At 53.6% G+C, this 19,775-nt stretch carries 11 protein-coding genes and 3 pseudogenes; 8 read left to right on the top strand and 6 right to left on the bottom strand.

Annotated features, from left to right (window positions below; all coding sequences use genetic code 11):
* Positions 1-2 precede the first annotated feature (2 nt).
* Positions 3-881: a hypothetical protein gene (locus BCA33_RS07865; RefSeq protein ID WP_254774263.1), complete on the top strand. Its 879-nt coding sequence runs from the start codon at positions 3-5 to the stop codon at positions 879-881.
* Here the strand turns inward: BCA33_RS07865 and BCA33_RS07860 are convergent.
* Positions 878-1,902, bottom strand: a pseudogene (locus BCA33_RS07860) (AraC family transcriptional regulator). The gene BCA33_RS07865 and the pseudogene BCA33_RS07860 overlap by 4 nt on opposite strands.
* A 175-nt stretch (positions 1,903-2,077) precedes the next feature.
* Between BCA33_RS07860 and BCA33_RS07855 the strand changes: the two are divergent.
* Positions 2,078-3,199: a CaiB/BaiF CoA-transferase family protein gene (locus BCA33_RS07855; protein WP_071264777.1), complete on the top strand. Its 1,122-nt coding sequence runs from the start codon at positions 2,078-2,080 to the stop codon at positions 3,197-3,199.
* 133 nt (positions 3,200-3,332) lie between these two features.
* On the opposite strand, the gene BCA33_RS07850 is transcribed toward BCA33_RS07855, so the two are convergent.
* From BCA33_RS07850 to BCA33_RS07840, 3 genes are all read right to left on the bottom strand, one after another.
* Positions 3,333-5,231, bottom strand: a complete 1,899-nt coding sequence (locus tag BCA33_RS07850; protein ID WP_071264775.1) for a hypothetical protein — start codon at positions 5,229-5,231, stop codon at positions 3,333-3,335.
* 62 nt (positions 5,232-5,293) lie between these two features.
* Positions 5,294-6,337, bottom strand: coding sequence for a hypothetical protein (locus BCA33_RS07845; RefSeq protein ID WP_071264773.1), 1,044 nt, complete (start codon positions 6,335-6,337; stop codon positions 5,294-5,296).
* A gap of 349 nt (positions 6,338-6,686) precedes the next feature.
* Positions 6,687-7,460: an enoyl-CoA hydratase gene (locus BCA33_RS07840; RefSeq protein WP_071264771.1), complete on the bottom strand. Its 774-nt coding sequence runs from the start codon at positions 7,458-7,460 to the stop codon at positions 6,687-6,689.
* A gap of 185 nt (positions 7,461-7,645) precedes the next feature.
* On the opposite strand from BCA33_RS07840, the gene BCA33_RS07835 reads away from it, so the two are divergent.
* Positions 7,646-9,160: a fumarate hydratase gene (locus tag BCA33_RS07835; protein WP_071264769.1), complete on the top strand. Its 1,515-nt coding sequence runs from the start codon at positions 7,646-7,648 to the stop codon at positions 9,158-9,160.
* Between the two features lie 75 nt (positions 9,161-9,235).
* Here BCA33_RS07835 and BCA33_RS07830 read toward each other — a convergent pair whose 3' ends face one another.
* Entirely contained in the window at positions 9,236-10,690 is a 1,455-nt protein-coding gene (locus tag BCA33_RS07830; RefSeq protein ID WP_071264842.1) for a YdiU family protein, read from the bottom strand.
* Between the two features lie 157 nt (positions 10,691-10,847).
* Between BCA33_RS07830 and BCA33_RS07825 the strand changes: the two genes are divergently transcribed.
* Entirely contained in the window at positions 10,848-11,834 is a 987-nt protein-coding gene (locus BCA33_RS07825; RefSeq protein WP_254774262.1) for an NAD(P)H-quinone oxidoreductase, read from the top strand.
* A gap of 72 nt (positions 11,835-11,906) precedes the next feature.
* On the opposite strand, the gene BCA33_RS07820 is transcribed toward BCA33_RS07825, so the two are convergent.
* Positions 11,907-12,887: an NADP-dependent oxidoreductase gene (locus BCA33_RS07820; protein ID WP_254774261.1), complete on the bottom strand. Its 981-nt coding sequence runs from the start codon at positions 12,885-12,887 to the stop codon at positions 11,907-11,909.
* Between the two features lie 220 nt (positions 12,888-13,107).
* Between BCA33_RS07820 and BCA33_RS07815 the strand changes: the two are divergent.
* From BCA33_RS07815 to BCA33_RS20755, 4 genes and pseudogenes are all read left to right on the top strand, one after another.
* A pseudogene (locus BCA33_RS07815) lies at positions 13,108-15,167 on the top strand (type VI secretion system Vgr family protein).
* Positions 15,164-15,988 carry a DUF4123 domain-containing protein gene (locus tag BCA33_RS07810; RefSeq protein WP_071264767.1) on the top strand — a complete coding sequence of 275 codons (825 nt, stop codon included), beginning with the start codon at positions 15,164-15,166 and terminating at the stop codon, positions 15,986-15,988. Before BCA33_RS07815 ends, BCA33_RS07810 begins: the two are co-directional and overlap by 4 nt.
* Positions 15,989-19,477: a toxin VasX gene (locus tag BCA33_RS20475; RefSeq protein ID WP_175469730.1), complete on the top strand. Its 3,489-nt coding sequence runs from the start codon at positions 15,989-15,991 to the stop codon at positions 19,475-19,477.
* Positions 19,474-19,775 (top strand): annotated as a pseudogene (locus BCA33_RS20755) (hypothetical protein); the annotation flags it as partial. The gene BCA33_RS20475 and the pseudogene BCA33_RS20755, both read left to right, overlap by 4 nt.

The raw sequence follows: 19,775 nt of genomic DNA, 5'->3' as shown, positions 1-19,775 counted from the left end.
CCATGGCAATATGTTTTGGGGAAAGCCGTTTATCGGCCTGGAAATTAAAAGGCCGCCAGCTGGCCCGGGTGGCCATTGTCACTTCGGCGCTGATAGCAGGGCAGGCTGCCGCACTGGCGCCGGAGCACGAAACCCGCCGGTTGATGCTGGCTACTGAAGAGGCGGTAACTGCTGAAAACTGGGGCGAAGCCAGCGAGTACCTTAATCGCCTGCAACATCTGGACGTGGAAAAGCCCGCCGATTACCACTATTACCGTGGCCGAGTGATGCTTCAGTCTTCTCATTTCAATGAAGCCCAAGCGGCACTTGAAGCCTACGTGACCAAGGCCGGTGCGGAAGGCGATCATTATCAGAATGCCCTGAAGCTGATCACCGAGATTGAGCGAGCAAGAAAAGAGAAGGCTGTGGCGCCACAGGTTGGCGACGAGGCAAAAATTGCCGTGATTGAGCCTGCGGGTGATAGGCGAGTCGCTTCTTTACGTAAGCTGTATCTGGCAGATACTGATCGTGAAGCCCTTGTTTTGCATCTTAACAGCCTGCTTGGGGTTGCAGGATGGAGGCAAGACCAGGCAATTGTGCGTCTCGATCAACCCGCAGACATAGAATACCGCCTGACAAGCGGCAGTGACGCTATTTCAATACAGGAAATCAAGCGTGACAGTTCAAGTGGTGTTACTCGTAAAACCGCGCAGATTCCGGTTTTTGGTGTAAACCCCCAAGTAGAGTGGGGGTGTGAAACGGCTGTGGCTGCCTGCTGGGTATACGACCCACGAGATGGCTCGCGCCTGTTCCAGCTGTCGCCGAACCGAAGCCAAACTGAAGAAATAGCGCAAACTCTGGGCAAGCTGATTCGCAATTTGCAGGCCCCGCCGGGCTCCTAGCGTTCAGTTTTCAGGTTACCCCGCTCGCCTTCGCGATAGGCGCCCGGGGTAACTCCTGTCCACTTCTTAAAAGCCCGGTGAAAAGTAGAGGGCTCTGTAAACCCAACTTTTTCGGCAATGTCGTTAATAGACAGTTCCTGCCGGCCCAGGTAGTAAATCGCCATATCCCTGCGTAGTAAATCTTTGATCTCCTGAAACGACGTGTTTTCCTGCTTCAACCTGCGGCGCAGTGTTTGTGGACTTGTGTGCAGTTCGCTGGCAATCCATTCAAAATCGGGCAGGGGCTGTGAAAAATCCCGACCAATGAGTGCCCGAATTTTTCCGGTAAAGGTATTGCTCTCGTCTGGACGGGATAACAGATCTGCCGGTGAGGTCTTCAGAAACTGAAGCATTTCCGGCCTGTCTCTGATAACAGGTGCCGACAGAAAACGTTTATCGAACGTCAACGCTGTGCAATCAGAATCAAACTCCAAAGGGCAATGAAAAATGTGGCGGTACTCATCGCCATGAACCGGTCGGGGATAATGGAACTCAGCTTTTTCAAGTTCTACCGGCTGCCCCACCAGCCAGCACCCTAGCCGGTGCCAGATAACCAGAATGCTCTCGCGCAGAAAATAATTGGGGTCATGGATATCGCCTTCCATACGCGTAACCAGTCGAGCCTTTTGCTTGTCGGTTTCCAGTTCCATGGCAGCCATAGGGTCAAACAGCCGGGAAAACTGATAGGCTCGGCGATAAACCGCCTCCAGCGTTGGGCAGTCGATAACCAGGGCACACATAGTGGCAAACGTGCCGGCCGGGCTCGCCGTGGCCCCATGCCCAAGAATTCATCATCCATGCGGTTCCAGGCAATCTGTAGCAACAAGCTGAACTGATCGCTGTTCACCCTCGCCATCTCAATGCGCAGAAGATCGGGAGATATGCCTGCGTCCTTGAGCATTTCTGAGGTATCGAGCCCCAAATGTTCAGCGCCAGACAGGGCGGCCTGCACAAAGTGCCTTGAAACTGTCAGATCAGACATTTATCTCGCCATCCCGTAAAAACCAGACCCATCATAAAACCCCCAAGCCACAATGCAACCGAAGCTACTGTAACAATCGGCTAATTGTAATGGCGTAACAGGCAGTTGGCCCTATAGGCAAAACCGTGCAGCATGGGGCGAGCAAGAACAACACATCACACACAAGGAGAACACCATGGCAGGTCCGTTGACCTCAATGAAAATTCTGGATTTCAGCACCCTGCTTCCCGGGCCATACGCCACCATGCTTTTAGCCGACATGGGCGCGGAAGTATTGAGAGTTGAGGCGCCAGACCGGGTAGACCTCACCCGTGTGATGCCGCCTCACGATGCGGGTGTGAGCACGGCCCATGGGTTTCTTAACCGGGGCAAGCAGTCTCTTGCGCTGAACCTGAAAAAGGAAGGCAGTAAGGAAAAAATTCTGGAGCTGATAAAGGATTACGACATTGTGATCGAACAGTTCCGCCCCGGTGTGATGGATCGGCTTGGCATTGGCTATGACACCCTGAAAGCGATCAACCCAAAGCTTATCTACTGCGCCATTACCGGCTACGGCCAAACTGGCCCATACAAAGACCGGGCAGGGCACGACATAAATTACCTCTCCATAGCCGGCGTAAGCAGCCATTGCGGCCGTGAAGAAAGCGGCCCCCCGCCTGTGGGTATCCAGATTGCAGATGTGGCAGGCGGTTCTCACCATGCGGTAATGGGCATACTCGCAGCGGTGATTCATCGCCAGCAAACTGGAGAAGGGCAGTTTGTTGATATCAGCATGACCGACGCCGCGTTTGCACTTAATGGCATGGCCGGCGCTGCTTGCCTGGCCGGTGGCCAAGAGCAAAAGCCGGAAACCAGCCTGCTGAATGGCGGATCTTTCTATGATTACTACCAGACCCAGGACAACCGCTGGCTTTCTGTAGGAAGCCTGGAGCCCCAGTTCTCCGCTAGGCTGTGCGACATCCTCGAGCTGGCCGATATGAAGAGCTTTGCTCTGAGCCAGAACCCGGAGCACCAGAAAGCCTTTAAAGCCGCGCTCGTTGAAAAAATACAGCAGAAAACGCTAGAGCAGTGGCAGGTCATTTTTGCTGATGCGGACGCTTGCGTGGAGCCGGTTTTGGGCATTGCTGAGGCGGCGGAGCACCCACAGCTAAAAGCCAGGGATATGGTGATTGGAGTTGATCGGGGTGATGGCACACTGCAGAGGCAGATCGGGTTTCCGATTAAGTTTGAAAAGACGGCTTGTGGTACTTCTTTTATTGGGAAGGGGTTAGGGGTTGATAAAGATATTGTTGGGTAGGCGGATTGGTTCATACCTCAGTGTCTGTTCACAAAAAAACCTCGCCGGTCTGGCGAGGTTTTTTTGTGAACAGAACTCCGGAAGACCGAGGTTCTGTTCATGTGCAATAACACTCCATATTGTAGTTGCTTAATTAATCTGGATTAGTTGGATCACCGTCGACTACCACAGGTGCGGCCCCCGCGAAACCAATGCTTTCACCGTTCGAACCAAAGAACGAGATTATATTGGCAGCCATATCAGCAAACACGGCCGTTTGTGTCAGGCCTTCTGGCTTGATGATAGTGGTATGGGTTCCTGCGCTGAAACGCACAGCGATATTGCCACCTACCGCCCCGTCGACACTATAGGCAGTGGTATTTAGCAAGTCGAGTAATGGCTCAGTACCTGATAGAGGCGCGGGTTTGGCCATGCCCAGTGGGCGCGTGTAGTCACCTGCATAGAGTTCATCTGCCGCAACAGGAATCGTTTGATCCTGGGTTGCACGTGAGGATCCATCCCCGAAGATCTCGTTTGCATAAACTGGAGTTGGTAGCTCCGCTAAGCCCTGAGCAAAGTTAATTGAGTCTGAAGAATCCAGGGTGGCTTGAGCAACATTCAAGTAAATCTCAAAAGACGAGGTACCTTGTGCCACACCTTTTTTCGCTAGGCCACCAAGAACTGTCGGCCCGATGTTCGGAGAATTCTCGAGAAGTCGCGCAATGCCGCCGCCAGATGTGACTAAAGCCGTTGCGTTAATGGCATTTAGCGCTGTGTTACTGTCATTAGCTACTGCTTTGTTGTTGGTGGCAACAAAAGCCGTACCGATGATTCCACCCAGTGAGTGCCCTACAAAGTAAACCTTGGAAGGGTCAAGATCCGGAGTGCCATCACCATCGAAGTCAATGTCTGCAATCGATGCGTTCAGGTTCATCAAGTCAACAACAGCCTGCCGCGCGGCGTCACGTGGTAAAGGCAAAACTCCAAGGTTCAGGTAATTTGCTCCTGAGGTACCGTTGGCATTGGCTCCATAGTTGATGGGGGTAATTTCGCCTTTTGCGTTTGTAGCATATCCGAAATGACGCTCTTTAAGATCTTTAAAAGTCGGGATCGCTTTAAAGGCAGGCTTATTGTCCGCAGTGTCGGCATTGTAATCAACGCTCAATCCCAGCAGTGGGTTTGCGGACTGGTCGCTTGCTAGCAGCGGTGCAACGCCATGCATTGGTAGATCTATGGCAAGAGTTGCGTAGCTTGGGCCTGAGGTTGGGTTCGCAAGTTGATTGCCTAAAGACAGAGAATGGCCGCGTTCGCCAAAGATGCCGTGCAGGTAGATAACAACTGGTAATCCGTTGGGTGTTCCACCGGCCAAAGTTCCTGCGCCAGATGGAGTTTGTAAAAGAACTGGAGTCTGAACGGTTGTGCCACCAGTTGTGCCACCAGGGAACGGATAGCGGTACGTCACCTTGTTCGTAGGTGGTGTAGTGCCGGCATCGTTGCCCTGACCACCATCAATAGCACCGCCTATGATTTCGTTGGCCTGCCAAGCAGTTGTCAGAGCGGATGGTGCGTTGGCATCTGAGCTGGGCACCTGAAGATAGTAAGGAAGTTCAATTTGACCTAGGTGAATATCGGCCGGGTTGGGCTGGCCAAATTCTGTTGCAGGTTTAGAGTTGCCTCCAGCTGTATAGAAAGCTGTGTCACGACTTTCTGGCTGAGGAAGCAAGGTCTCCAGATCGTCCTCTGTAACTCCTGCTGTTTGGGCAAAGGTTACGCTGTTGTCACAGTCGTAGCCCCCAACATCAGCATTCGTAATAAGACCTTGACCGATCATCTCGCTAACGGCAGCTACAGTTAGTTGTGCCTTAGCCTTCAGGGCGTTTTCGGGCAGTTGCGCAAAATTAGTTATGTCTGCGTCATAGCTGGGAGCGCCAGGTGTTAATTCCGGAATGAATGAAGCCTTGCTTGAATCTGTGACGGCCCCAATGAGAGCAGTGTTTAAGCAGCGATTCTCGGGCGTTACCTGGTTGTTGGGGTAAGCACCACCAACCTCCATTGCTGAAAGAGTTAGCTGGCCTGTGACCAACTTATATATGGCGTCTTGTTTGGCTTTGGTTACTAGCCTTTCTCAAAGAAAGAGGCCGGGTTTGCAATGCTGTCTAGCACCGTGCTGGTGCCGCCCGTGGTTGCAGTGTAGGCCAATGCTACGTTAGTTCGATCAATGGCAGGCAGGCCCTGAGCTTGGCGAGCTAGGTTAGTGGCGCCATTGAAGTAGGCTTCAGCCAATGACTGCCAGCCCAGCGCCGCATCCCGAACCGGCGCGAGAGAACTGGGGTTCCCCAGAACAGCATCTTTGTCCGAGACCGTAGCGAATAATGGATCTTTGATGATTTTTTCAGCATTGAGGTCTGTAATACTGTCAGTAACGACTACTAAGTAGCGTGTTTGCGGCTTAAGAGGTTTTAGCGGTGTAATGCGCAGATAGTTTGCAGTTCCACCGTCAAGTCCTATAACTTCGGCTCGAAAATCAACGGGAGTAGCTCCCGTAGAAAGGGCTGGAATCGGAATTTCTACGCTCTTGGTTTGCGGCAGCTTAGTTGATGGATTTATTCTGGCCTCACTTTTAAGCGGAGTCAGTTCATCACTGCTAATGCCATCAGCGTAATCTGCTGACTCTAAACCGTCTTTGACGAATAGACTGGTTGAACTTACGGCATCACCGCCCGGATAAGCGAGTTCGAGTAAAAATACGTTCTGTTCCGCATTAGGAACCCCAACAGCAACAAACTGAGTATCATTTACTGTTGACTCTTTGATTGAGCCTTCAAACGGAATGTCGATTGGTGCGACTGTCGAAATGCCGTCTAAAAAACCAAGAGCGTATTCTACAGCGTTAGGGTCGGAAGACGTGCTGTCAGAAAAAGTCCCGTCTGCTTTTGTTGGTGTATCCCCAGCATTGCTGGTTTGCTGGAACAATAAGTCGCTTGGGATTGGCAATTGCTTTGTGACCGGATTGAAACGCGGCCACGTTTTTCCGTCAATGTCTGGGTTAGAAATATTATATTCCGGATTAGCATTCGACCCCTCGTCAGCGCCACTAAGGCAGCCTGTTAGCCCAAGGGAAGACGCCACGGCAAGACTTATTAGAGTTTTCTTGAACATGGGTGGAACCTTTTCCTGTTGTTGTATCGTTATGTTCGGCAACTAACGGGGCCGGTCTGGTGCGGTAAACCCGATGTCAGTGGCCTGTTCTGCTTAAACTGTTGTTTGAAATTGTAGCCAGCGCTTGAAGCCAATTTCTATACCTATGACTATAGCGCCACTATAGTCAGTGTTGATCAGCCAAAAGTGTGATTTTTGCGGTTTGGATCCTCCATGCTCAACAGAGCTCGGCCTCAATGAAAACTAGTCGGCTGGTAGGCGTTTGTCGAGCCCAAGCTAAAGATATGCAGGGGTTTTTACAAATCGTATCAATTGCCCGCCGGAGTATGTTCCTCGGCGGGCGGGCGAATTATTTGAAGCCCGAGAAGTCCGGTTTGCGTTTTTGCATAAACGCTTGGAAGGCTTCTGCCGCTTCTGGCGATTTTAGGCGCTCTGCAAAGAGTGCCCCTTCAGCCAGCATGGTGGTGGTAAGTTCTTCGTGAGTCGGGCCGCTTAATAGCTTTTTGGTAGCCCTGATGGCAGCCGGTGGTTGGCTGGCGAGCTTCTGACAGGCTTCTAGTGCTGTTTTTTCTGTCTCGGCGGGCTCACACACACGGTTGATCAGCCCCAGGCGATAGGCATCGTCTGCACTAAAGGCGCCACCCAGCATTAGTAGTTCTGCTGCGCGCACCCGGCCAATCCAGGAGGGCAATAACAGGCTTGAGCCGCCCTCCGGGCACAAACCCAAGTTGGCGAACGGCATCTGAAAGCGCGCGTTGGTGCCTGCGAACACCATATCGCAGTGCAGCAGCATGGTGGTTCCAATACCTACGGCCGCACCGTTCACAGAGGCGACCACTGGTTTGGTCGCATTAGCCAGGAGCAGTAAAAAGCGACCCACGGGGGTTTCTTTGAAATCTCCCGGCAAGCCACTGGCAAATTCCCCCAGGTCGTTGCCGGCGGTAAAGCACTCTTCGCTGCCAGTAAACAGTACGCAACGAATGTCGGCATCTGTATTGGCCTGTTCAAGCGCATCGCCCAGGGCCGTATACATAGCGTGGGTAAGGGCGTTTTTGCGCTCTGGGCGATTGATGCGAACGGTCAAAACCCGGTTGTTGATTTTGGTTTGAATAAAGTCTGCCACGGTCTCTCCTAAGGTGCTTGCTGCGGTGTTTTTATCATTTCGTTAGGATGATACCTTTTTTGCAGCGCTTGTTAAGAAAAGCTTCCCCTTTTGCCGACTCCCTCGCGCTCGCGAATTTCTGGTAAACTGTGCCTCCTGTTTTTTTGACGATTCCATCATAACGAGACCAACCTGATGAGGCGCCTATGACCACCGTAATCCGCCAGGATGACCTGATTGAAAGTGTAGCGGACGCGCTGCAGTTTATTTCTTACTATCACCCGAAAGATTTTATTCAGGCTGTTCACGAGGCCTATCAGCGGGAAGAGTCGCAGGCGGCCAAGGATGCCATGGCGCAAATTCTGATTAACTCACGCATGTGCGCCGAGGGCCACAGGCCTCTGTGTCAGGACACCGGGATTGTTACGGTATTCGTGAATGTCGGCATGAACATTCAGTGGGATTGTGAGATGGCGTTGGACGACGTGATCAATGAAGGCGTCCGTCGTGCCTATACCCAGCCAGACAACGTGCTGCGGGCATCGATTTTGGCTGATCCGGATGGTAAGCGTCAGAACACCGGAGACAACACGCCGGCAATCATTCACTACAAGATTGTTCCGGGCGATACGGTTGAAGTGCATGTGGCTGCCAAGGGTGGTGGTTCTGAAGCCAAATCCAAATTTGCCATGCTGAACCCGTCGGATTCCGTGGTCGACTGGGTTTTGAAAATGATTCCGCAGATGGGTGCTGGCTGGTGTCCGCCCGGAATGCTGGGCATTGGCATTGGCGGCACGGCTGAGAAGGCGATGCAGCTGGCAAAAGAATCGCTGCTGGATCCGATTGATATCCACGAACTACAGGCGCGCGGTGCGTCCAACCGTGCCGAAGAGCTGCGCCTTGAGCTGTTCGATAAAGTGAATGATCTGGGCATTGGTGCTCAAGGCCTTGGCGGCCTGACAACCGTGCTGGATGTGAAGATAAAAGACTATCCAACCCACGCTGCAAACAAGCCGGTGGCGATTATTCCGAACTGTGCGGCTACTCGCCATGCGCATTTCACACTGGATGGCACTGGCCCCTCTCTGCAAACCCCACCAAGCCTGGACGACTGGCCGGAAATTACCTGGGAAGTAGGCGAAGGCGTGCGCCGGGTAAACCTGAATACGGTTACGCCGGAAGATGTAAAAGACTGGCAGCCGGGTGAAACGGTTCTGTTATCCGGCAAGATGCTGACCGGTCGCGACGCCGCGCATAAAAAGATGGTGGATATGATCAACAACGGCGAGGAGCTGCCGGTGGATCTGAAAGGTCGCTTCATCTATTACGTGGGCCCGGTCGATCCGGTACGTGAAGAAGTGGTTGGCCCTGCAGGCCCCACTACCGCTACACGTATGGACAAGTTTACCCATACCATGCTGGCGAAAACCGGCCTCACCGGAATGATCGGCAAAGCCGAGCGCGGTCAGGCGGGCATTGATGCGATTCGTGAATTTGGTGCGGTGTATCTGATGGCAGTGGGCGGCGCTGCGTACCTGGTGTCAAAAGCCATCAAGCATGCCGAGGTGGTGGCCTTCCCGGAATTGGGTATGGAAGCCATTTACGAGTTTGATGTGGAAGACATGCCGGTCACCGTCGCGGTGGACTCCCGTGGTTCTTCCGTGCACCAGACTGGCCCTGCTGAGTGGCACGAGAAAATCATTGCTGCCAAGGCAGTCTGAGGATACTTGAGCTAGTAAACCAAGGGCCAGGCTTTCAGCTTTGGTCCTTGGTTTAACCTTCCTGCTTCTTCTTCGTTAGCTTGAGCAGCTGATACTGATGTGTTTGCCCCAGTCCGGCGGCAGTGCAGCGTATTTTTCATGTTCCGGCTGCTCGTCATACGGCCTTTCCAGAACCTTGATCAGTTCCTTCATGGGCTCGTAATCACCGTTCTGCGCTTCCAGAATCACTTGCTGGGCCAGATAGTTTCGCAAGATATATTTAGGGTTTGCTCGGCGCATTTCGTGTTCCCGCTCATCATGGGTGCGGGTTTCGTTTTCAAGCCGCTGCGCATAGCGCTCCAACCATTTATCCGCCACGTCACGATCCACAAACAGATCTCTCACTGGTGCATGCCCGTGCGTGTTGAGATTCGAAAGTGCTCGGAAAAAAGCCGTGTAGTCGGTGTGCTGCTGGTTGAGCATGCTGAAGGTGTCCATAACCAAGCTAAGATCACCCTCGTTTTCCTGCACCAATCCAAGCTTGCTCCGCATGTTCTGTAAAAAGCGCCCATTGTAGGCGGCTTCGTAGCGCTGCAAACCCTTGCGAATGGTGTCCTCTTGCATTACCGGCAGTAGGGCATTGGCAAGGTATTGGCAGTTCTCAAAGCCAGCCTGGGGCTGGCGGTTATAGGCATAGCGGCCGCCTTGGTCGGTGTGATTACAGATATACCCGGCATCAAAATCATCGAGAAACGCGAAAGGGCCGTAATCGAACGTATCGCCGATGATCGACATATTATCGCTGTTCATCACGCCATGGCAGAAACCAACCGCCTGCCAATCGGCAATCAAGCGCGCGGTACGTTCCACCACTTCTTCAAACCAGCGGGCGTTGCGTTCCTCCTCCGCCAGGTTCGCCAGCTGTGGAAAGTGAAGTTCGACAACGTGTTCCAGCAGTGTTTTTACTGTTTCTGGGCCCTCATGGTGCGCAGCAAACTCAAAATGGCCAAAGCGGATATGGCTCTGGGCCACACGCACCAGTGCCGCTGCCGTTTCAATGGATTCCCTGCGTATGGGGTCGCGGGCACTGACCATAAACAGGGCGCGGGTGGTTGGAATGCCCAGTCCGTTCATGGCCTCGCTGCACAGGTATTCGCGAATGGTTGAGCGCAGAACCGCCCGGCCATCACCAAAGCGGGAGTAGGGCGTCATCCCAGCGCCTTTCAGGTGCCAGTCCCAGCGGCGGCCATCGGGGCCTATGGTTTCCCACAACAGAAGGCCGCGGCCATCACCCAGGTCGGGGTTGTAGCCACCAAACTGATGGCCGGTGTATTTCATAGCGACGGGGTCCATGCCCTCGAGCAATTCTGTGCCACCGCCAATTTTCGCCCAGTCGGCTTCATTGGTGGTGTGAAAGCCCATGTCCTGTGCCAGCTTGTGATTGAAACACGCCATTTTTGCGTTTTTAAGCGGGGTAGGCTGCACGCGGGTGTAGAAGCTGTCCGGGAGTTCCAGGTAGCGATGCTCTACACGAAAATCGTTGCTACTCATAAGCTGCTCGTACTCCCAATAGAAAATTACGCAGGCAAGCTTGTGCCCTGACAAGAAAAACGTCACGCCAAATTACCATTTTTGCATTACCCAGCCATGAAAGCATACACCCTTACAACCGCCCAGAGAGTTGGGGTATCCTGATGAGATATTCCGAGTGCTGAGATATAAAAACATGATGAAAGCGATCAAGGTAACCGGCGATTCCCTTAGCTGGGAAGACTGCGCGAGCTATGAAGAATTGCCTGCAGATCACGTTGAAATCGATGTTGTCTGGAGTGCCGTTAACCGTGCCGATCTGTCCCAGCGGGCTGGCGTGTACCCCCCACCTCCGGGCGCGTCCGACATTCTTGGCCTGGAAGTGAGTGGCCGCATTGCCGCGATAGGCTCGACCGTTTCGGGCTTTAATGTAGGCGATGAAGTGTGTGCTCTGCTTACCGGGGGAGGCTACGCAACCAAGGTTGTGGTTCCTGCCGCTCAGGTGTTGCCGGTACCGAAAGGGTTTTCATTGAAAAAAGCTGCGGCTATTCCTGAAGTGTTTGCGACAGCTTGGCTGAACCTATACCAGGAAGCCGACCTGCAGCCTGGTGAAAGGGTATTGCTGCACGCAGCAGCCAGCGGCTTGGGCACTGCGGTTATCCAGATTGCTACGGCTTTTGGTAACCCGGTTTTTGCAACCGCCGGCGATGACCAAAAGCTGGAAATTTGCCGCAAACTGGGTGCAACTGGCACCTGGAACCGCAAAAACGGTTCGTTTGTGGATGCGGTGAAGAGTTGGGGTGGCGTGGATATGGTGCTGGATCCGGTCGGGGGAAGCTACATTAAAGAGAACCAGAAAGTTCTGGGCGCCGACGGTCGGATTGTTCTGATTGGCCTCATGGGTGGGCGGACAGCGGAAATTGATCTGGGCCTTATGCTAATGAAACGTCACAGGCTGATCGGCTCTACACTGAGGTCCCGTTCTGTCGCCGACAAGGGGCGCGTATTGCAGGAGCTTTACCGTCACGTTTGGCCGCTGCTGGTAGCCGGGCAGATTGAACCTATGATCGACAGTACCTGGCCCATCGAGCAGGCTGAAGAAGCCATGGCGCATGTGGCGGCCAATAAAAATACCGGGAAGGTGCTCCTCAAAATAGGGGCGTAGCCTTCCCGGCGTTAGTCGCCATTTTGCGTTAGTCGGCGATATGCACCAGTTGCTTGCCGAAGTTTTTGCCGTTCAGCATGCCTTTGAAGGCCTCAACTGCGTTTTCGAGGCCTTCAGCAACCGTTTCACGGTATTTGATCTGCCTGATGCAATACGGCTGGTAAGGATGTCGGTAATCTCCTGGTGCTTGTCCTGCCACTCGGTTACCAAGAAAAAGCGGTGCTCCGGAACCGGATCCAGGCGCTTGAGAATATCGAACGGCGTCTCTACGTTGTCGGTACTCTTGGCATTATAGGCCGAGACAAAACCGCAAATAGGTACCCGTGCGCCAGCGTTCAATAACGGCGCAACGGCTCGGGTAACGTCGCCACCCACGTTCTCATAGTAAATATCGATGCCATCCGGGCAGGCGGCTTTCAGATCAGCTTCCAGGTTGCCTGCTTTGTAATCCACGCAAGCATCAAAACCTAGTTCATCAACCACATAGCTGCACTTTTCCGGGCCCCCGGCAACGCCGACGACGCGGCAACCGTTTGTTTTGGCGGTTTGGCCAACAACTGTACCCACGGGGCCTGATGCCGCAGAAACCACAACAGTCTCTCCTGACTTGGGTTTGCCCAAGTAGGTCAAGCCGCAGTAGCCGGTGCGGCCTGGCATGCCGGCAACACCGAGATATGTTTGCAGTGGAACGCCGTCTTTTTGATGGATTTTGTAAACCATCGGCGCGTCTGCCGGGAAGGTTACGTACTCCTGCCAGCCAGAGTAACAAGTGACCAGATCGCCAACTTTAAGCTTGTCTGACCGGGACTCGACAACCCTCGCCACGCTTTCGCCTACGATGGGTTCATCAATCTTGATGGGATCCATATATCCTTTGGCATCGTTCATGCGCGGGCGCATGTACGGATCCAGGGAAAGCCAAAGGATTTGCGCAACAACTTCGCCTTCTTCGGGGCTGCGCACTGAGCGCTCTTCCATAACCAGATCACCCTCTTGAATTTCTCCATTGGGGCGCTGCTTCAGCACAATGGCGCGATTTTGATATTGGCTCATGGTGTTCCTCTCTATCTGCAGTGAGGTGGTATGGGGCAGTTTAGCCCATTAGGTTGCGTAACGAAACCAGATTAGCGTGCAGCAGATTGCTCTTGTGGTCAACCTCTCATGTTTTAAGCGGTTCGGCGCAACGGGGTTACATTCCGGAACTTGGAGGTTATAATCTGGTTCCGGCTCAGGATGAGCACGAATAACACACTAATCTTCAGGGATCGAAGATATGCTCCAGACAAGCGGACTGCAGTTTACCGCCCGTGTTGGCGAACTCCCCTCTGATCTATTTTCCGTTGTTGGCTTTACGCTGACTGAGCGGCTATCCGAGCTGTTTCATGGCCGCCTTGAGCTGGCTAGCACCGATCCGAGCATCGATGCATCTGAGCTTTTGGAGCAATCGGTGGACCTGGTGGTTTGGCAAGATGGCACCCCTCTTCGCCGATTCACAGGCGTAGTGAACGAGTATGCCCGTGGCGACACCGGCCATCGACGCACCTGCTACGAATTAATCATTCAGCCGCCTTTGTGGCGCTTAGGGCTGATGCACAACAGCCGCATCTTCCAGACCCAGGCCACAGACACCATTGTGCGCACGTTGCTGGAAGAACGGGGCATTGTGAATTCGGTGTTTGATCTCAAACGTGCGCCCCAGAAGCGGGAATACTGCGTACAGCACCGGGAAAGCGATCTGGCATTTGTTGAACGGCTAGCTGGAGAGGAAGGTTGGCATTACCGTTTCGAACACGGCAGCGAACAGCCCGGATTGATCCTTGCCGATCACCATGGCGATGCGCCCCGGCTGGAAGCCGCCGAATACAACGGCAAAGCCGGCGGCAGCACCAAACAACCGGCCGTGTTCCGCTTCCGCTACGAAGAACGGGTGCGTGCCGCCTCTGTAGCCACCAAGGACTACACCTTCAAAAACCCGTCCTACGCCCTGATGCACGAACGCAGCGCAGCCAGCGCGAGCCAGCGCCAAGACTATCAGCACTTCGACTACCCAGCCGTTTCAAAGCCGACGCCAGCGGTCAGCCGTTTACCGAAGCAAGGTTGGATGCCCTCAGAAACGACGCCAGCACTGCCAACGGCGAAAGTAACCGTGCAGACTTTACCTGCGGCGCCAAAGCCGAACTTACCGAGCACGACAACCCCAGCTTGAATCGGGACTGGCTGCTGACCGCTGTCACCCACACCGGCAAACAACCCCAGGCCATGGAAGAAGAGGGCGGTTCTGAACCCACCACCTATCACAATACCTTCAGTGCCGTACCCGCCGACAAAACATGGCGCCCGAACATCACCCACCGCCCACTCATGGACGGCCCGCAGATTGCCATTGTCACCGGCCCCGAAGGGGAAGAAATCCACTGCGACGAATTTGGCCGGGTAAAAGTGCGTTTCCCCTGGGACAGATACAGCAAGAACGACGAACACAGCAGCGCTTGGCTGCGCGTAAGCCAGGGCTGGGCTGGCGGCCAGTATGGCTTTATGGCCCTGCCCAGAATCGGTAACGAAGTCATCGTCTCCTTCCTCGACGGCGACCCGGATCAGCCCATCATTACTGGCCGTACTTATCACGTTACCAATACACCGCCGTACGCGCTGCCAGAACACAAAACCCGCACCACTCTGAAAACCCAGACGCACAAGGGCGAGGGCAGTAACGAACTGCGGTTTGAGGATGAAGCGGACAAAGAGCAGGTATACATACACGCCCAGAAAGATCTGGACTTGCTCACCGAGAACAACCGCACCGAAGTCGTAAAAAACGACAGCCACCAGACCGTTGAAAATGACCGCTTCAGCCATGTAAAGAGCAACGACCATCTCACCGTTGACGGCGAAAAACGCCACAGCATCGGAGCCGATTGCAGCCAGAGCATCGGCGGCACCCTGCACCAGAAATCCGGCAGCGCGACACTGTGCGAGGCTGGGAGTGAAGTGCACCACAAAGCCGGTGCCAAAGTTGTGCTGGATGCAGGAGCTGAAATCACCATTTCCGGTGGCGGCAGTTTTATTAAGTTGGATCCCAGTGGGGTGACGTTGAGTGGGCCGGGGATCAAGATTAATTCTGGTGGGGCGCCGGGAAGCGGGAGTGGACAGGGTGTTGTCATGGCGGGAATGCCGCAGTCTATTGATGGCGACCAGCCTACAGCGCCCTCGAACGCGATATTGGCGGAAGTGGAGCAGCGAGAAAGCGCCCAGGCAATTAACGTGGAGTCTCAGGTGGCTGCGCTCAGGAAAGGCAATGCAACATGTCCTGTCTGTGAGGAACAGAACTTATGAGCCTGGAATCTATACCGATTTATGATTCGCCGTTCGATAAGCTTCACTGGCCTGATTATTGCGCAGTTGCACTTGTTTTGGATGGAACCTCAATTCCAGAGCTTGGTAAACAGATTTATCAGTGGGCTGGCGATCAGCCGATCAGTGCTGAGTGCTTGTACGTTGGAACTCGCTGGGAGGTAGTTTCGGATCTGTCTCCCTGGCTTGTATGGTTGAACGGGCCTGATGACCCGGTACTGGAAGGCTTCCTGGAGCAGGGGCCGATGCAAGAGCATGGCTATTTTCTGGTTTCTGCCACAGATCGCACTGCGTTGTCCCGTTGGATGCGGTCTCATCTACAAATCGAAACGGTGCCCGGCTATGAAGAGTTGATGCGGATTGCTCATCCGGCGCTGGCCCGGTCGGTTATCGGGAACAATCTGACTTGCTCTTCCAACAGTGTCGTCGATCGACTGATCGTTCCGGATCGTATCAGCGAGCAGTGGCATCTGGTTGAGCCGCCGGTTACCCGGCCACGCTCAACAATAGATCAACCTGAAAAAAAGATCGCCTCTCCAGAGCTAAAGGAGGCTTTCGAGGTTTTCAATCGGCGCAAAGACGCTCTGCAAATATGGAGTAAGCTTGAGGAGCCAGTACGCAAACAGTTAGGTGGCTCTCAATTGCCTGATGCCTATCCTGCACTCACGAAAACACTGGATGAGGCACTTGGTGATGGGTGCCGCAGTTTGCGAGAGGTGATGCAGTTCCTGTTCGCAACATTGTCCAGCCAAGCAGGCGGCGATGCCGCCACTGAACCCGCATTCCCGACGGATCGAGGATGAATGATGGCAAGGAAACAACGCCCCACTAATGACCGAGCAAACAACGATCTGTTGTGCTGGGAACAGCCAGGCACCCCTATTGATGAACCAGCCTCGTGTCCATTGCTAAAATCCGTTCACTTGCTGCCTATCCGCTACGGCAGAGTGGAGGCGGCTCCTGTCGATACCGACCCAGGTTATCCTTATTCGTTGACGTCCCGTCCCGTTGGTTATCGCCTTTTGAGGGATGGCTATATTTATATACTGGATGCCAATACGGAAGAGCTTCACGAATATCGACATGAAGACGGTAAATTGACGGGGGATAATGACGGCAAGCTGCAGTACCCAGCGTCTCACGCACTGTATGTGGCGTTTTCGGAGATGGCGTGGACGACGAAGAAAAAAGCGCAGGTATTGGATGATCCGGAAGAGCGCGATGCACTGTTGCAGAGGGTTGATCTTGCAGGTGCCTCGCCGTTGAATGGGGGTGAATTTTTACTCACTCCAGACCAGGCGAGGGTACGGGTAGCCGAATTTTCTGAAGACAATACTCCGGAGCCAGTCGGGGGTGGCCACCCTCAGGAAAGTGAACCCTATCACTGGGAAAATCAACCTTATTACCATAGAAGCCGGTTCGGCAAGCTGATAAAGCAACAAGGCATCGACGATACCTCTAACTGTCTCTGCCTCGTCTTAAGAGACGATATAGGCGTTATGCTCGATCTCGCCCAACATCAGGATGATGTAGTGGGGTGGATTGAGAGCTGGACAGAAGAAGGAAACAGTGAGCGAGACTATGTTCTTGGCTCGCTGATTGAATCCATGACCTTGTTGGATGAGCAGGGCTTGGATTCCATGATGGCCAGTTCGAACCATCCTGCCATTGCTTCCATGCAGCAGGATCTGGAGGCTATGTCGGAAAATGATCGTTCAGATACCCAGTCGGCCTTGCTGACCGCCTTGAGGCAGTTGGAAGATGAGCTCCGACCCGGCCCTAACGATGCCTCACTTCCTGCTGAGGTTAAATCCAGAGTGGAAGAGATTCGGAGCACAGCCAATAGGACAAATGCCTACGGCATTCTTCCCAAAATGCAGAGGGCGGTAGACGAGTGGTATCTGCGACAAGCCATGGATGGGGCGAAGCCGGATTTCGTGGACTCCCATATCGACGGTATCGTCGCATTGGAGAAGAACCACCGCGACCACCTGAAGACAATTCTGGAAGGGCAAGGCTTCGGTCACCGTGGGGTCAATGATCTCATTGATCGTGAAGCCATGGATCAGTTCATGGTTGCCCAGCGTACCAAGCTTGCTCGCTGGCAGGCGCTACTGACGGATATAACTAGTGATCGCGTTAAGTTACTGATCGACAATCGCTATCAAGATGCAACTTGGTATTTTGACTCGGAAGATGAGGTGCAGATCGAGGCAGCGCTGGATCTGGAGTATGCCTGCCGGAAAGACATCTGCCGTTCTGATGAAGCGAGCGAGGGTGTACTAGAGTGGTTGAAGCAGCATCCTCAATACAGTCGCCCACTTTTCCAGACTTTACCAAAGTACGACCGGTCAGCAGACGGTGAGCTGGCGAAAACCTACGTTCTGGTCGCCAACGCTGGCTACGCCGTGGTGACCCGCGCGTCGGATTGGGCGCAAAAGATAAGCGCAGCAGAAAATGGCAAGCTCCCGGATTTTTCTAACTACTCGCAGCTAATCCAACAAAAAGCAGATGCAGTGGGGGACACGATCGCGCCAGCTATTGCCTTGGCCAAGGGGCGCGCTATTGGGAAGCTGTATAAAGCGATTGAAAGCCAAACCTTGCCTGAGTTGGATGATCTTTTTCGGGATCTGCCGTATTTTTTCAAGCGAGGCATGTTGGACGCTATAGATCAGGGTAATGCAGAATTCCGCGTTGCTTCGCAAGACGAGCTGGCGACGTTCCGGAACAACCTCAGAAATATGCTGCAGCTTGATCAGCGAATGAAACAGCTTCAGAACGACCATGACGTTGCCAAATCAACCCACGGACATCGTTCCGAAAGAGCCAAAGGGCTGGTGGCTGAGTTCAAAGCCACCCGTGAAGAGCATCGAGAAGTCGGTAAACGTGTAGCAGCGGCCCTCAGCCCAGTTGAAGAAACCGACACTGGCCTGAAACTGGAACCAGCCGTCACCGGCCGTGCCGGTTTGACGTTGGTTATGCCTGCATTGCACCAGCAGGAACTGGGGCGATTGGTTGGGCATTTCCGGCAAGGTTTGGCCTCCGCCCCTCGTGTGAATTTGATGGGGGATGGGCTTGGGCTCTTGGTTTTCGGAGTTCAGTTGGCAATTTTTGGAAATGTTTTGGTCGAGCTTTACTCGTCAGATAACGAAGAGAAGTTTTCGCAAGACAACCTGACGCGAGTGGGTGAGAGTTTTGGTGCCACCTTAGCTGCAGGTTTTTTGGCAGCTCAGGGTATAATGGACACCGCCTATGGTGCCAGAGCGCAGGCACTGGCCAGTGCTTGGCAGCGCACCGCTTTGAAAGGCGTGCATATCCAGATGGGTAAACTGCATATATGGCTTGGTGGCCCTGCCTATCTGTTTGGTGTAGTCAGTGCCAGTATTAGCTCCTACAAACACCGCGAAAACTGGTTGAGAGCAGTCCAGACAGGAAATGCCGAAGCTCAGGCTGGTGCAGCGCTGGGCATGATTGGCAGCGGAGGACTGGCTGTTACGAATGCCTATGGGCTAGCTCGAACCGGTCAGTCGTTCTTTCAGACTCTTGCTGCGCGGGGAGTGGGGAGCAAGGCTATAGCTTGGGCCACAACAGGTCGGACCTTGTCCGGTCTTTTTGCCCGCTTGAATATAGCTGGATTGGTATTCACAGTTTTTGAGTTGGGCGGTACCTGGCTGTATAACCGTTATAATTTGAGCGAGCGAGACAAGTGGCTGCAAACGACGCCTTGGTCCCGCGAGATTGAGCATATCCACCATGGCTCGCTTGAAGCCTATGGGAGCGCCTTTGCCCGACTTGGCGACAGTGTCACCCTTGACGAAATCGCAATGGAAGGAGAAAAGGCTTCCAAGCTGCATCTAAATTGCCATAGGTTATCTTCGGACAGTTTGCAGGAGCCCTTGGATGGTCAAGCACCTTACCGGCTATCGGTTGCCGCATGGCGAATCCAGCCAGGGCAGCGAGGGATGTTTTCTATGCATCCGGAAACCTGGGTACCTTGTACTGGTGCCATCCTAGCTAGCCTCGAGCAGCCAGATGGTGTCGCGCATTTGCAACTGGTCTTCAGACCACCAGTCCATGATAAAACTAAACATGGTATCCGAACCCGCGACCTTGGTTTGATGATCAAACTGGAAACTCTGCAGCCAAATGGGTTATACACAGGTGCTGTGTATATGCTGAAGACCACCCCAGACAGTCGGTATCCTTTGACTCCTGTTCAAGAGATACCGAAAGCTAAGATTTCCTGGTGGCAGCTTCATCAACCACTCATTGTTATGGATAGTCTCGAATGAAGCAGGAAGCGAACCGTCTAGAACAGTCACCCCGCGCGGGGCGTTCCGTGCCTTTTCCGAGTGGCCAACTGACCTTTTTATCACCCAGGCCAATGCCGACCGGACTGTCGCCAGTGGACCATGGTCGTGCGGTGGGAGAAGTGAATGACGGGTATCTGGATTTTGGGATGGGGGTGACTTCGGTATTTGGCTGGCAAGCCACACTCGGCATACCTTTTTTTTGCTTTTGCTTTTGCTTTTTTTTTTTCCCTTTGTTGTTTTTCTTGGAGGGTTTGCCTTTGGCAATGGCTGGGAAGAT

Source organism: Marinobacter sp. AC-23 (assembly GCF_001858325.1).
Taxonomy (GTDB): Bacteria; Pseudomonadota; Gammaproteobacteria; order Pseudomonadales; family Oleiphilaceae; genus Marinobacter.
This window is presented reverse-complemented; position numbering and strand designations above follow the sequence as displayed.